The organism is Bradyrhizobium sp., assembly GCF_017881085.1.
Classification (GTDB): Bacteria; Pseudomonadota; Alphaproteobacteria; order Rhizobiales; family Xanthobacteraceae; genus Bradyrhizobium.
Genome location: NZ_JADGRI010000028.1, coordinates 13764 through 27424, shown reverse-complemented (window position 1 = coordinate 27424; position 13661 = coordinate 13764). Strand labels below are relative to the sequence as shown.

The 13661-nt window shown below is 63.7% G+C and carries 13 protein-coding genes and 1 pseudogene; 10 read left to right on the top strand and 4 right to left on the bottom strand.

All coding sequences use genetic code 11. The features are described 5' to 3' along the window. From QZ213_RS04705 to QZ213_RS04685, 5 genes and pseudogenes are all read left to right on the top strand, one after another. A pseudogene (locus tag QZ213_RS04705) lies at positions 1-408 on the top strand (UxaA family hydrolase); the annotation flags it as partial. A gap of 149 nt (positions 409-557) precedes the next feature. After that, positions 558-3839: a transglutaminase family protein gene (locus QZ213_RS04700; protein ID WP_291684893.1), complete on the top strand. Its 3282-nt coding sequence runs from the start codon at positions 558-560 to the stop codon at positions 3837-3839. A 110-nt stretch (positions 3840-3949) separates the two neighbouring features. Continuing rightward, on the top strand, positions 3950-6394 hold the full coding sequence (locus QZ213_RS04695; protein ID WP_291684896.1) for a circularly permuted type 2 ATP-grasp protein: 2445 nt from the start codon (positions 3950-3952) through the stop codon (positions 6392-6394). Next, positions 6391-7269: a transglutaminase family protein gene (locus QZ213_RS04690; protein ID WP_291684892.1), complete on the top strand. Its 879-nt coding sequence runs from the start codon at positions 6391-6393 to the stop codon at positions 7267-7269. Before QZ213_RS04695 ends, QZ213_RS04690 begins: the two co-directional genes overlap by 4 nt. Next, on the top strand, positions 7266-8468 hold the full coding sequence (locus QZ213_RS04685; RefSeq protein ID WP_291684891.1) for an NAD(P)/FAD-dependent oxidoreductase: 1203 nt from the start codon (positions 7266-7268) through the stop codon (positions 8466-8468). Before QZ213_RS04690 ends, QZ213_RS04685 begins: the two co-directional genes overlap by 4 nt. Before the next feature lie 36 nt (positions 8469-8504). Here QZ213_RS04685 and QZ213_RS04680 read toward each other — a convergent pair whose 3' ends face one another. From QZ213_RS04680 to QZ213_RS04670, 3 genes are all read right to left on the bottom strand, one after another. Next, positions 8505-8723 (bottom strand): hypothetical protein, encoded by a 219-nt coding sequence (locus QZ213_RS04680; RefSeq protein ID WP_291684890.1) that lies wholly within the window; start codon positions 8721-8723, stop codon positions 8505-8507. 13 nt (positions 8724-8736) lie between these two features. Beyond that, a complete protein-coding gene (locus QZ213_RS04675; RefSeq protein WP_291684889.1) occupies positions 8737-8925 on the bottom strand; it encodes a hypothetical protein in 189 nt (62 codons plus the stop codon). Between the two features lie 352 nt (positions 8926-9277). After that, positions 9278-9619: a hypothetical protein gene (locus tag QZ213_RS04670; RefSeq protein ID WP_291684888.1), complete on the bottom strand. Its 342-nt coding sequence runs from the start codon at positions 9617-9619 to the stop codon at positions 9278-9280. 462 nt (positions 9620-10081) lie between these two features. Here QZ213_RS04670 and QZ213_RS04665 point away from each other — a divergent pair, with 462 nt between their 5' ends. Together QZ213_RS04665 and QZ213_RS04660 are read left to right on the top strand one after the other, a co-directional pair. After that, positions 10082-10687: a hypothetical protein gene (locus QZ213_RS04665; protein ID WP_291684887.1), complete on the top strand. Its 606-nt coding sequence runs from the start codon at positions 10082-10084 to the stop codon at positions 10685-10687. Between the two features lie 101 nt (positions 10688-10788). Continuing rightward, the gene (locus tag QZ213_RS04660) at positions 10789-11019 is read left to right on the top strand and encodes a hypothetical protein (protein ID WP_291684886.1); all 231 of its coding nucleotides are present in this window, start codon (positions 10789-10791) and stop codon (positions 11017-11019) included. Between the two features lie 38 nt (positions 11020-11057). Here QZ213_RS04660 and QZ213_RS04655 read toward each other — a convergent pair whose 3' ends face one another. Next, the gene (locus tag QZ213_RS04655; RefSeq protein WP_291684885.1) at positions 11058-11762 is read right to left on the bottom strand and encodes a substrate-binding domain-containing protein; all 705 of its coding nucleotides are present in this window, start codon (positions 11760-11762) and stop codon (positions 11058-11060) included. A gap of 593 nt (positions 11763-12355) precedes the next feature. Here QZ213_RS04655 and QZ213_RS04650 point away from each other — a divergent pair. The 3 genes from QZ213_RS04650 to QZ213_RS04640 all read left to right on the top strand — a co-directional run bounded on the left by QZ213_RS04650 (position 12356) and on the right by QZ213_RS04640 (position 13658). Further along, positions 12356-12691 carry an HPF/RaiA family ribosome-associated protein gene (locus QZ213_RS04650; protein ID WP_291684884.1) on the top strand — a complete coding sequence of 112 codons (336 nt, stop codon included), beginning with the start codon at positions 12356-12358 and terminating at the stop codon, positions 12689-12691. Between the two features lie 345 nt (positions 12692-13036). After that, positions 13037-13327, top strand: a complete 291-nt coding sequence (locus QZ213_RS04645) for a hypothetical protein (protein WP_291684883.1) — start codon at positions 13037-13039, stop codon at positions 13325-13327. Between the two features lie 34 nt (positions 13328-13361). Continuing rightward, positions 13362-13658, top strand: coding sequence for a hypothetical protein (locus QZ213_RS04640; RefSeq protein ID WP_291684882.1), 297 nt, complete (start codon positions 13362-13364; stop codon positions 13656-13658). The last annotated feature ends 3 nt before the right edge of the window (positions 13659-13661 follow it).

Here is a 13661-nt window from a genome sequence, read left to right as displayed (position 1 = left end):
AAAGCCGGCAGCACCAACCTCGTCGACGTCCTGAACTATGCCGAGCCTGTGACAAAGAAGGGTTTTGTCTTCATGGACACGCCCGGCTACGACCCGGTCGCGGCGACCGGGCAGGTGGCCGGCGGCGCCAACCTCGTCTGCTTCACGACGGGGCGCGGCAGCGTGTTCGGCTGCAAGCCCGCGCCCTCCATCAAACTTGCGACCAATACGCCGATGTACAAGCGCATGGAAGACGACATGGACGTCAACTGCGGCACCATCCTCGACGGCGAGGAAACCGTGCAGCAATGCGGCCAGCGCATCTTCGACCTGATACTGAAGACCGCCTCGGGACAGCCGACCAAGAGCGAGAGCTTTGACTTCGGCGGCGCCGAATTCGCGCCATGGGTGCTTGGGGCTACGATGTAAGTGGTCGAATAGCGAATAGGGAATGGAACCCCTATTCGCCATTCGCCCTCACTCACGCACTTCCCATAGGCAATTGCTGCCCGTTGTTAGTGCTTGATCCCACCGGGAACCAGTGTTCTGCTTAAAAAAGCTGCTGGAGCAACCCAACTTTGTCGATCTTCGTCGCACTACATCACGTTACGCACTACAAATACGACCGACCGATCGATCTCGGCCCGCAAACCATCCGGCTGCGCCCGGCGCCGCACACGCGTACGCCGATCCTCAGCTATTCGCTCAAGGTCTTGCCAGCGAACCATTTCGTGAACTGGCAGCAGGATCCGCAGGGCAATTGGCTGGCGCGCTATGTCTTCCCGGAAAAGGCCACGGAACTCAAGATCGAGGTCGATTTCACGGCGCAGATGACCGTGATCAATCCCTTCGACTTCTTCGTCGAGCCCTACGCCGACAGTTTTCCGTTCGCCTATACCGCCGATCTCAACACCGAACTCGCGCCTTATCTGGCAACCATCGAGCCTGGACCGCTGCTTGCGAAATATCTGGAGGAGATTCCGCGCGAAGCGTCCAGCACGGTCAACTTCCTGGTCGATCTCAACGCGCAACTGCAGAAAAGGATTCGTTATATCATCCGGATGGAGCCGGGCGTTCAGACGCCGGAAGAGACGCTGGCCTCCGGCGCCGGATCGTGCCGCGATTCCGCGTGGCTGTTGATCCAGACCCTGCGGCATCTCGGGCTCGCCGCCCGTTTCGTCTCGGGCTACCTGATCCAGTTGCGCCCCGATATCGATCCGGTCGAGGGGCCGCGCGAGGTCGAGAACGATTTTACCGATTTGCACGCCTGGGCCGAGGTCTACCTTCCCGGCGCCGGCTGGATCGGGTTCGACGTCACCTCGGGCATGCTGACCGGCGAGGGGCATATTCCCGTCGCCGCCACGCCGCATTACCGCACGGCGGCGCCGATCTCAGGCGCGGTCGGATTCGCGCAAGTCGAATTCGCCTTCGAGATGAACGTCAAGCGCATCCGCGAAGCCCCTCGAATTACAAAACCTTTCTCCGACGATTCCTGGGCGCGCCTCGACCGGTTAGGGGAGCGGGTCGATGCCGATCTCAGGGAAGGCGACGTTCGCCTGACCATGGGCGGGGAGCCGACTTTCGTTTCGGTCGATGACCTGGAGTCGCCGGAGTGGAATATCTCCGCGGTCGGCCCGACCAAGCGCGGCCTTGCCGATGATCTCATCCGCAAGCTTCGGACGCGGTTCGCGCCGGGCGGCCTGTTACATTACGGGCAGGGCAAGTGGTATCCCGGTGAAAGCCTGCCGCGTTGGGCGTTCGGCCTGTATTGGCGCAAGGACGGCGTGCCGATCTGGAAGAACTCCGACCTGATCGCCGCTGTCGAGGGGCCGCACCGGGCGCGGATCGACGACGCCGCGCGCTTCGCGGAAAGCACCGCGGCCAAACTCGGCGTCGATGCCGAATATGTGCTGCCGGCGTATGAGGACCCCAGCCACTGGCTGCAGAAGGAAGCGGGCCTGCCGCCCAATGTCGATCCCAGCGATTCCAAGCTGTCCGATCCCGAGGAGCGCGCGCGCATGGCGCGGGTATTCGATACCGGCCTCAACACACCCAAAGGATTCGTGCTGCCGATCCAGCGCTGGAATGCCGATGCAAGCAAGTCCTCGCGCTGGAAGAGCGAACGCTGGAAGCTGCGCCGCGGCAATCTGTTCCTGACGCCCGGCGATTCCCCGCTGGGCCTGCGGCTGCCGATCGCGTCGCTGCCGCATATCCCCGCCGACGAATATCCCTACACCGTCGAGCAGGATCCGCTGGAGCCGCGCGGGGAACTGCCGGTCTACGACGCGACGCCGGCCGAGGCCGCGCCGCAGCAGGAGGTGCAGGAGCAGCAGCTCAAGGGCGGCGGCGTGCGCACCGCGATGTCGATCGAGATCCGCGACGGCGTGCTGTGCGCCTTCATGCCGCCGGTGGAGAAGCTCGAGGATTATCTGGAACTGATCTCGGCGGTGGAGGCCAGCGCCGAAGAGATGCAGATGCAGGTGCATGTCGAGGGCTATCCGCCGCCGTTCGACCCACGGGTCGAGGTGATCAAGGTGACGCCCGATCCCGGCGTCATCGAGATCAACATCCAGCCGGCGAAGAGCTGGCGGGACGCCGTCGACATCACCTTCGGCCTGTACGAAGACGCCGCACAGGTCCGGTTAGGCGCCAATCGCTTCCTGGTCGACGGCCGGCACACCGGTACCGGCGGCGGCAATCACGTCGTGGTCGGCGGCAGCACGCCGGCAGACTCGCCGTTCCTGCGCCGTCCCGATCTGCTCAAGAGCCTGGTGCTATATTGGCAGCGGCATCCCTCGCTGTCCTATCTGTTTTCGGGGATGTTCATCGGTCCCACCAGCCAGGCGCCGCGCATCGACGAGGCGCGCCATGACGGCCTCTATGAGCTGGAGATCGCGCTGGCCCACGTGCCGCCGCCTGATATCAAGGCGCCGCTGTGGCTGGTAGACCGGCTGTTCCGGCACATCCTGGTCGATATCACCGGCAATACCCACCGCGCCGAGATCTGCATCGACAAACTCTATTCCCCCGACAGCGCCACGGGCCGGCTGGGACTGGTCGAATTCCGCGCGCTGGAAATGCCGCCCGATCCGCGCATGAGCCTCGCGCAGCAATTGCTGATCCGGGCGCTGATCGCAAAACTCTGGCGCGAGCCGCAGCAAGGCAAGTTCGTGCGCTGGGGCACCACGCTGCATGATCGCTTCATGCTGCCGCATTTCCTCTGGGAGGATTTTCTGGATGTGCTCAGCGAACTGAGGCAGTCCGGCTACGATTTCTCGCCGGACTGGTACGCAGCGCAGCTCGAATTTCGCTTTCCGGCGTTCGGCCGGGTCCACCATGGCGGTGTCTCGCTGGAAGTGCGTCAGGCTCTGGAGCCCTGGCACGTTCTCGGCGAGGAGGGCTCCGCCGGCGGCACCGTGCGCTATGTCGACTCTTCGGTGGAGCGGTTGCAGGTCAAGGCGACCGGCTTCGTCGAAGGCCGTCATGTCATTACCTGCAACGGAAGGCGGATGCCGATGACGGAAACCGGCCGCTCCGGCGAAGCGGTCGCCGCCGTCCGCTTCAAGGCATGGCAGCCGGCGTCAGGACTGCATCCGACCATCCCGGTCCACGCACCGCTGACGTTTGACTTGATTGATACCTGGAACGGCCGATCACTGGGCGGCTGCGTCTATTACGTCGCCCATCCCGGCGGACGCAATTACGAGACCAAACCGGTCAATTCCTATGAGGCCGAGGCGCGGCGGCTGGCCCGGTTTCAGGACCATGGCCACACGCCCGGCAAGATCGATCCGCCGCGCGAGGAACGCACAATTGAGTTTCCTTTGACCCTCGACTTGAGGACGCCGCTCCTGCATTGAATAAGCCCAGCGGGAGAGTTGGGATGGCGGGACAGGACGGCCAGGAAGGCGGCCGGGAAAGCAGTCAGGGCAGCAGGGTCCGTCCGGCCAACCGGCGCGTGGCGCAATGGATGCGGGACTATGCACGCCTGCCGGGAATTCCCGACGAATATATCGCGCAGGATGGGGCGCCGCGGGCGGTCTGGAACCGGTTCTTCGATGCCTTCGCAGCATTAAGCCCGGGCGAAATCGACCGGCGTTTCGGCTCGGCCGACCGGCACCTACGGGAAGCCGGCGTTACCTATCGCGCGCCCGGCGAGACCTCCGACCGGCTGTGGCCGTTGAGCCATCTGCCGCTTCTGATCGACGAGGCCGATTGGCAGCAATTGACCGCCGGCATCGTCCAGCGCGCCGAATTGCTGGAACTGGTGCTGAGCGATCTTTACGGCGAGGGCCGCCTGGTGGCAGAGGGCGCAATTCCCGCCGCCGCCATTGCCGGCAGCGCCGAATATCTGCGCGCGGTCTGCGGCGTCAAACCGCCGGGCGGCCGCTATCTCAGTCTTTACGCCGCCGATGTCGGCCGCGGCCCCGACGGGCGCTGGTGGGTGCTCGGCGACCGCACCCAGGCGCCCTCGGGCGCCGGCTACGCGCTGGAAAACCGGCTGGTGCTGTCGCGCGCCTTCACCTCGCTCTACAAGTCGATGAACGTTGAACGGGTCGCGCCGTTCTTCGAGGCGTTCCGCGATTCGCTGCGTGCCAGTGCTGACCGCGACGAGCCGCGCATCGGGCTGTTGACGCCCGGCCAGTTCAGCGAAACCTATTTTGAGCACGCCACGCTGGCGCGCTATCTCGGCTTCCTGTTGGTCGAGGGCGACGATCTCGCGGTCAGCGGCGACCGCATCCACATCCGCACCGTCGCCGGCCTGAAGCGGCTCGACGTGCTGCTGCGCCGGGTGGATTCCAATTTTCTCGATCCGCTGGAGCTGGATGCCTCTTCCCAGCTCGGCGTGCCCGGCCTGATTGACGTGCTGCGCAAGAACGGCGTCGTCGTCGCCAACATGCCGGGTTCGGGCGTGATGGAGGCGAGGGCGCTGCTCGGCTTCCTGCCCAGCCTGAGCCGTCGTCTCCTGGGCGAAGATCTGAAGATGCCGAATATCGCGACCTGGTGGTGCGGCCAGAAGGCCGCCCGCGACGAGGTGCTGTCGCGGCTCGACGAGGTCGCGATCGAAGGCGCTTACGGCAGGGGCGTTCCCGGTTTTCCCGGCAGCGGACCCGTGCTCGCCGGCGAGCTGTCGGCGGCCGACCGCGAGCGACTCAGAGGCGCGATCAACGATCGCGGCATCGACTATGTCGGCCAGGAACTGGTGCGGCTGTCGACCGTGCCGGTGTGGGATCATGGGCGGATCATGCCGCGTCCGTTCGTGCTGCGGGTGTTCGCCGCCGCCACGCCCAACGGCTGGACCATCATGCCCGGCGGCTTCTGCCGGATCGCCGAGCAGACCGATGCGCGCGCGGTGTCGATGGGAGACGGGGCGCGGGCGGCGGATGTCTGGGTGGTCTCCGACAAGGCGGTACCGGCGAGCACGCTGCTGCCGGCCGTGGACACGGTGCGGATCAGGCGGATCGCCGGCTGGGTGCCCAGCCGCGCCGCCGACAATCTGTTCTGGCTCGGCCGCTATCTGGAGCGCGCGGAAGCGACGCTGCGGCTGGTGCGGGCGCTCGGGACCTCGCAGCGCGATCCCGGCAAGGGGTCGTCGCCCGTGCTGCACGCGCTGGAGCGGATCCAGCGGCTACTGGTAACATGGGGCGCGACCTCGCAGAGCTCGCGGACCCAGCCTGCGAAGGTTGCCGCGGAAGCGCTTCAGGCTGAAGACAAATTCGGCTCGGCTTTGTCGCTGGTTCGGGCGGCGCAGCGAACCGCGACGTCGTTGCGCGAACGGCTTTCGCCCGATGCCTGGCAGGTCATTACCGAAATGGTTGAACGCCTTGCACAGGAGGTTGAAGACGACGACGGCGTGGTCAGCGCCGCCGAACTGACGCTGCAGGAGCTCGCGAGCTTCGCGGGCCTGGCGCAGGAAAACATGAACCGCGCCGCCGGCTGGCGCTTTCTCGAGATGGGCCGCCGGGCCGAGCGCGCCATCAACACCGTGCGGTTCGCCCGCCAGTTCGCCTATGACGAAGCCGGCGGCGAGGATCTCGACATTCTGCTGACGCTGGTGGATTGCCAGATCACCTATCGCTCGCGCTATCTGGTCGGCCCGCTGCTGGCGCCGGTGCGCGATCTCGTGGTTCTCGATCCCTATAATCCGCGCTCGGTCGCGTTCCAGGTCGCGGCGCTGAACGACCACATCGCGAGCCTGCCGACCCTGAAAGAGGGAGGATTGATCGAACGGCCGCAGCGGCTCGCGGTCGCGCTGCAGGCGATGCTGACGACGGCGGAAGCCGCCAGCCTCGATACCAAGACGCTGTTTTCGCTGGAGCAGGATCTGCTCAACCTCGCCGACGCCATCGGATCGCACTATTTCCCGCATGGGCCCAATGCCAGCCGGCCCGAGAAGCTGACGGGGCTGGCGTGATCTACGACATCCGTCACGTCACGAGCTACGCTTACGAAAGCCCGGTCAGTTTCGCCCGCTGCTCGTTGCGGCTGGAGCCGCGCAGCGGCGACGGACAAGAACTGGTCTCCCACAGCGTCGATATCCGCCCCAAGCCCGCCGACCGCACGGTCCGGCGCGACTTTTTCGGCACCCATACCGAGAGCATCCTGATCGAAACCGCGCATCGCAACCTGCGCATCGATTCGAGGTCGCGGGTTTCGGTGTCCCGCCAGGCGCCCGGCCGCGCCGCGCCAAGTCCGACTTGGGAAAGCGTCCGCGACGTGGCTTTCGAGGCCACCAGCCTCGGCCCGGAATCTCCTATCGGCTACGTCTTTGCAAGTCCGCTGGTGCCGGTGCAGCGGCCGGTCACCGCCTACGCCGCCGCGAGCTTCGCGCCGGGCTGCGGAATCCTTGCCGGCGCGGTCGAGCTGATGCACCGCATCCGCACCGAATTCAAATACGATCCGAAGGCGACGGTGATCTCCACGCCGCTCAAGGAAGTCTTCGAAAAGCGCCACGGCGTGTGCCAGGATTTTGCCCATGTGATGATCGCGGGGCTGCGCGGCCTCGGACTGCCGGCGGCCTATGTCTCGGGCTATCTGCGCACCATCCCGCCGCCGGGCAAGCCGCGCCTGCAGGGCGCGGACGCGACCCACGCCTGGGTCTCGCTGTGGTGTGGCGAGGGACTCGGCTGGGTCGGCTTCGACCCGACCAATGACATTTTGGTCGAGAACGACCACATCATCCTCGCCGTGGGGCGCGATTTCTCCGATGTCTCGCCAGTGGACGGCATCATCGTCGGATCGCGCAAGCAGAAGCTCGCGGTGGCGGTGGACGTGCTGCTGGTCGAATGACGAAGGCCGGCCATCCCTTAGCGAATTTCCACGACGTCATCATCCTCGGCGCCGGCGCCGCCGGCCTGATGTGCGCCGCTATCGCCGGCCAGCGCGGGCGCTCGGTGTTGCTGCTGGAACAATCGCGGCATCCGGCCGAGAAGATCCGCATCTCCGGCGGCGGGCGGTGCAATTTCACGAATTTGCACACGAGCCCGGCGAACTTCCTCTCGAACAATCCGCAGTTCTGTCGTTCGGCCCTGAGCGGCTATACCCAGCGCGATTTCATCGCGCTCGTCGAGAGATACGGCATCGCATGGCACGAGAAGACGCGCGGGCAATTGTTCTGCGACGGCTCGTCGCGGCAGATCGTCGACATGCTGCTGGAGGAGTGCCGCAAGGCCCATGCCGAGCTGCGTCCGGGCGCGCGTATCTCGGCGGTTTCGAAGGACGAAGATGGCTTTGCCGTCTTGTCAGACCAGGGCGAGTTTCGCTCTCGCTCGCTGGTGGTCGCCACCGGCGGTCCTTCCATTCCCAAGATGGGATCGAGCGGATTCGGCTACAAGATCGCCGGGCAATTCGGCCTGAAAATCGTGCCGCCGCGCCCGGCGCTGGTGCCTTTGACCTTCGACGCCGCGCTGCTTAAGCAATTCGGTGATCTCGCGGGTGTTTCGGTCGATGCGATCGTGAGCTGCGGGAAAGTCAGTTTCGATGAGGCGTTGCTGTTCACGCATCGTGGCTTGAGCGGTCCGGCCGTTCTGCAGATATCGTCCTATTGGCGCGAGGGACAGGACATCGTCGTCGATATGGCCCCGGGGATCGATCTCCTGGCCGGACTCAAGAAGTTGCGCGCGGAGCATCCCCGGCAGGAGATGGCGACCGCGCTCGCCGGCTTCATTCCGAAGCGGCTGGCCCGCGCCATCGCCGATACGATCGGCGGTCCGGAACGGATCGCCGATTGCTCCGACGCGTGGCTTGCGAAGGTTACCGCCGCGGTCAAGCAGTGGCGCGTCAGGCCGAACGGCACCGAAGGTTACCGGACCGCGGAAGTGACGCTCGGCGGCGTCGATACGTCGGAGCTCTCCTCGAAGACCTTGGAAGCAAGGTCCGTCCCCGGGCTCTATTTCATCGGCGAGGTCGTCGATGTCACCGGCTGGCTCGGCGGCTTCAACTTTCAATGGGCCTGGTCGTCGGGCTACGCCGCGGGGCAGCACGTCTAGCGGACGCGCCTGATCGCGCTGGCTTACGTGTCCTCATCAATGACGGGGCGAGATCTGAAGTTCCATGAGCGCCATTCTTTGCAACGCTGCTGGATCTCTCTCGCCTTCCTTGGCCGTGCGAAGGATGGTTTCGGCCAGGGACAGCACATGCGCGGAGCTGACCGGCTCAGGCAGCGAGGCGACCGCCGCGTCCAGGGCGTTTTTCATGACGCTTAGCGTTTCAGGTGGGAATGATGCGTTCGAAAAGTCTTTCATTACGCGTCCATCCTCATCGAACCTTGAAGGGCGCGTCGCCGCGTTCAACGCTGTCGAATCGTTCCATCAGACCAAGAAGATGCAGCGGCGGCTGATCCGGATACCCCGTGGCAGTGGTACGCAGCCGCTCGCCGATCTCCCGGCAGATTGCACCGGTATGGATCCGATCGATTTGAACGCCGTCTGAATGCTGGCTCGCCATGAATGTTCCATCAGTTGCAATTCAACCCGCTTGCAGAGCCAAGTCCCCGAACGGGTATTGGTTCATTCACGATGGCGACAAGCCGGAAACGAAAGGCTCTGCCCCCGCTTGCTCGGAGAATCACAAGCCCAAGTGCCTGAAACAGCTCAAGGATTGGCTTTGGGTAGGGGTCTGCTGCCGGCGAAGCGGGCAGCTGCCAAAAAAACGTTCAGGCGCGCCGAAGCCAACATCCGCGGCCTTCACCGCGATACGCGCGCTTGCCGCCTTCAGCCCACCGCCCGCAGGACATCCCCGTTCAACATCAGAAGCCGCAGCCGGGTTTGCATCGCGTCGTCGCGGGCGGGCCAGCGGGCTAGCAGGTGCTGCAGATGATAAGCTTACGCTTCAGCTTGCTCTCGTCGTCTTGATCCGCGGCCTGGTCTTTTTCCCATTGGTCCTTCGGTTGAACCTTATTGGTTCTCTCGGCCGCCGCAGCGCCGAGTGGGCCGAGGATGATTTCTTTCTTCGCCCGCGCATGCTTCCCGGGCGGAGGATCAACCGGCTGCATGTCGTCCGTCGGAGCAGAGCCGAGGCCGTCCCACGCGGTCGGCGCCGCGGAAGATACCGGAGCACAACCGTTTCCCAACGCACAACAATTGGCGAGCGTCAGCGCGGCAAGGACCAATACAGTGCATTTCGCAATCATCGTGATCACTTGAACAGTGTTGCAATCAAGAAAGTAACAAGGCGATCTAGCACTAGAGCCTTTTCCGCTTCGATGGAATCGAAACTGTGCTCCAGATCCTTGATTTGACGCGCTTTCCTGACGCGAACCGCCGCCGCCTCGCTTCAAACCGCGCTGGTGCGGCTCGCGCCGCACCAGTTCACCCTCAATGCCCGAGCAGCGCAAGGCTGACCCAGCCGAACGCAAATAGTGAACCGACGATCGCCGCTGCCGACGCCAATTTTGCAATAGCCTTTACTGATCGCATGACCACAATCCTCTTGTACGCAACGATCCAACTCTGTTCGACAATCTGTGCCCAATCATGGCGAGAGTCTTGCGCGATAAAAAATGCGCCTGACTGTGGCCGCGTTGCTACATCGAGGGATGCTTGCCCGCAAAAACCCGCATTTGCTGCACGTAGTGTACAAATTCGGTGGGGGATTCTAGCGCATGTACCGTTTTCTGAGCGGGGGCACCAAAACGCGTCTCGTCGCGTCCCTTGTGCTGGCTTTGCTTGCGCTCGGCGTCTGGTGGCTGGGTTTTGGCGGCTCGCCGCCTCAGTCTGCGCGGGATTTTGAAGAGTGCGTCGAACAGGAGCAGGCCAAAGCGCCCTCGAACGACGAGCGCGGTGCTCGAACGGCGGGCTGCAACGCGCGGTTCGCAGGGCGGCGAAAAGCGGGCGGAGGCTATACCTACTACGACTTCATGCAGAACCGGAATTTCGACATTGCCGGCCCGAACCCGACAGCAGAAGAGCGCAAGCAGATCGATCGCGAATATATGGGCTTCCTCGATGCGCTGCGGCGAGAGGCCATGTCGGCTGAACTGACTAGAAAACAGAACGAAGCGCTCCAGGCTGATATTGACAGCGCGCGTCGGCCCGTCGGGCCACCGATGGCATTGGTGCCGAAAAGCCCGGCTTCCTTACCCGGAAAACGGCCGGTCGATCGATCGAAATCGGCGCATTGCGAGGATAATTCGCTGACTTGCAGCTGGGCGAAGTTCTCGGCGGTCGTGAAGAATGCATTCGCTTCGTCGCCCAAGGCGAAACATTGATCCGGCGTCGGCGCCGGAAAAGTTGCCATCAACGCGCCGCACGAAAAGCCAAATCGTGAATTTAGAGTGTCCCGGTTCGACGCACCAAAGGGGGACACCAAATGCGCCGCGAACGCCGGCCGGCTGACGACGACGCCGCGACCACAGCCTACACGTTCCATTTTCAAATAACCAACAATGGCGGAAGACAGGCTTGCAGCGTCAAGGTGCAGGCGGCCAGCATTTCGGACGCCACCACATTCCTGCGGCAAAACTGGCCGATGATCGAGTCGATGGCTCGAGATCGTCTGGTCGGTAGCGACGACCGGACCATCAAGCTGGCCATGCCCTGATCGTTCCGGGCAAATTCGGAATGATGCGATTGCGCACGCTATCGTTCCGGGAGTGGCAGCAGCCCGGCCTTGGCGATCACTGGCGCCGCCTGCGATGATGCGAGGAAGCCGAGCAGGGCGCTGGCCGCCTCGGCCTGCCGGACTGAACTCGTGAGCGCACCCGCGAAAAAAATCGTGGGCTGGAGTTCGGCCGGAATCGTGCCGACGAAGCTGATTCCGGGGACATGGATCAGTTCGCTGACCTGCTGGAAGCCGATCTCCGCTTCGCCACGCGCGACAACCGCCGCCACCGGCTCGCCGGACGGAGGTCCTCGCACCTTGCGGGTCTTGCCCGCGATCTCCTCCGCGACGCCGAGGCCGGGGAACAATTTGGTCGACAGATAGGTGCCGCTGCCGCTGTCCGAATACGCGATGGACGTTGCCGCCAGCAGCGTGCTCCGAAAAGCCTCGACGCTGGCGATGTCCGGCTTTGCGGCGCCGGCGCGCACGACCATGCCGATCAGCGAGCGCGCGAGATTGACCTTGCTGTCGACGCGCACCAGTCCTTGCCGGCCGAGCGCGTCGGCGGCTCCTCCATCCAGTATCACGACATCCGCGGGTTCGCCCTGCGCCAACCGCGTGGGAATGGCCTCCGGAGAATCGCCCATCGATGGACCGCGCGTCGTGACCAGATGGTGACCGCTCGCGCGCTCGAACGCCGGACCGAGCTCGGAATACACCCCGTAAAAGCCGGCCGAGATCATCACGTGTGTATATCGGCGGCGGATGCCGCCGTCGCCGTCAACAGCACGGCGCCGCCGATGATCCACAGCCAGCGAACAAGGGACCTCGGTTTCATGGCGCGCCCTGGCCTCATGCTTTTCCGCCGCCCTCAGGCAACGGCCGGCAGCACATCCCGGTTGAGGATCCGGACGGCTGGGCCGCCGCCTCCAGGGGCCACCCGGCGGTCATCGCGGCCAATGTCGCCCCGAGACCGGCGGTCATCGATCCTCGCGTGATGGGGCGGCCGGTCGGGCGGGGAAGAGGGTTCAGCATCAGCGTTTCCCACTAAGCGAATTGTCGAAATCCGTATCTGAAAAATAGCACGGCGAAAGGTAACGGGAAACTCCGTGAACCGAACCTGCCGGCTCGGGGGCGGTCTGACGCTTGCGATGGATCAAATTGACGCAACCCACCTGCGATGCGGGCCAAGTGTGCACTATTGCTCACGCGGGCGCTCGGCGTCGCGCCTATTGTTGCACAGCACGCGTGACAATCTCCCGACCGGAGAAGCAAGCATTGGACGCCCCGTCAAACGGCCGGAGGGCGTTCCAGCGATAAAATAACGGAGCCGACAATGCTGATCGAAGTCAGAACAGACGGCAATATCCAGGGTAGCGAGCAGTTTTCAGACCACGTGAAAACGGTCGTCCAAACCGCGCTGGACCGTTTCGGCGACCGCATCAGGCGGGTCGATGTGCACCTCAGCGATTCCATCGGCAACAAGCCCGGCCACGACGACAAATGCTGCAAGATCGAGGCGCGTCGCGATGGCCGTGAGCCCATCGTCGTGATGCAGCAGGAAACGACCATGGATCAGGCCATCCGCGGCGCGGTCCAAAGCTTGAAGAAATCAGTGGAGAACGCTTTCGGGAAAGAATCCACCTTGGATCAGCTCCGGGACCGTCACTAGGCCTGCGGTGAGCGGCATCCCGCCACCGGTCGGCCGCAACGAATACAGGAGACGACGACGTGAACAACGCAGAACCGCTCTGTGACCTCCGGTTTGTGAAGGCGGGGTACCAGCCTGGCGGCCAACGTCGGAGAATTCGTTCCAGGTCTCGTTTCAACCGCGAGCCGGCGGTTCGCACAACTTTTCCGTGGCGGAGAAAGACGGCGAGCAATTTGGTGCGGAGCTCGATGTTCTGGCCGCGCTCGTCCGCGCCAGGGTCATCCGCGCGCGAGTTGACGGCGAAGAAGCGGCTTAGCGCGAGTTGACCTCGCAAGGGCCCAATCGCAAACAGGATCAGGAAAGTCGATGAAAATCCGCAAAATTCATATCGTTGCTGCAGCCGTGGCCGTGGTCGCCTTCGCAGGAATCGCCAACGCCCAAACAGCGACATCTCAAGCCGCTACTCACAAAACCAAGGCCGCTCCCGCCTCGACCGCTGCGGAAGTCGAGACCTGGACAAGGAAGCAATGGGATGTTGCGCAGAAGGAATGGGCCAAGGATCAGACCAAGTGGTCGGATTGCCAGAAACAATCCGGGAAGAAACATCTCGACGGTCGAAAGAGCTGGTCCTTCCTCTACAGCTGCATGACGAGTTGAAGCTCCTTAAAGGGTGAGGCGTTGGACCACTCAGATGTCCAATTTTGTGGAGGTTTCTAAATATGTTGCGCAGAATGATGGTCGCGGAACCGATGCTTGCAGCTTTTCCGCGGCGATACCCATGCCCGTGATGCCGCCGTCAGACCGTCTTGCCGCTCTGCGCGAGATTCAAGTCGCTCAGGCTGGCAGGCGAATACCGGAACTGACCTCCCAATCCGCGAATGACATGGCGCTGGACACTCTTGAAGGGGTGCAGGCGCGTGGCTCACAGCGGACCGGGGCGGCAAGAACGCTGGATTTCTCGGTGGAATGGCGGATCATCAGGGTGTAATCT

Coding starts and splice junctions, on each gene's coding strand:
- QZ213_RS04685 (WP_291684891.1), top strand. CDS start 7,266: ATGACGAAGGCCGGCCATCCCTTAGCGAATTTCCACGACGTCATCATC.
- QZ213_RS04650 (WP_291684884.1), top strand. CDS start 12,356: ATGCTGATCGAAGTCAGAACAGACGGCAATATCCAGGGTAGCGAGCAG.
- QZ213_RS04660 (WP_291684886.1), top strand. CDS start 10,789: ATGCGCCGCGAACGCCGGCCGGCTGACGACGACGCCGCGACCACAGCC.
- QZ213_RS04695 (WP_291684896.1), top strand. CDS start 3,950: ATGCGGGACTATGCACGCCTGCCGGGAATTCCCGACGAATATATCGCG.
- QZ213_RS04675 (WP_291684889.1), bottom strand. CDS start 8,925: ATGGCGAGCCAGCATTCAGACGGCGTTCAAATCGATCGGATCCATACC.
- QZ213_RS04645 (WP_291684883.1), top strand. CDS start 13,037: ATGAAAATCCGCAAAATTCATATCGTTGCTGCAGCCGTGGCCGTGGTC.
- QZ213_RS04640 (WP_291684882.1), top strand. CDS start 13,362: ATGTCCAATTTTGTGGAGGTTTCTAAATATGTTGCGCAGAATGATGGT.
- QZ213_RS04665 (WP_291684887.1), top strand. CDS start 10,082: ATGTACCGTTTTCTGAGCGGGGGCACCAAAACGCGTCTCGTCGCGTCC.
- QZ213_RS04680 (WP_291684890.1), bottom strand. CDS start 8,723: ATGAAAGACTTTTCGAACGCATCATTCCCACCTGAAACGCTAAGCGTC.
- QZ213_RS04655 (WP_291684885.1), bottom strand. CDS start 11,762: ATGATCTCGGCCGGCTTTTACGGGGTGTATTCCGAGCTCGGTCCGGCG.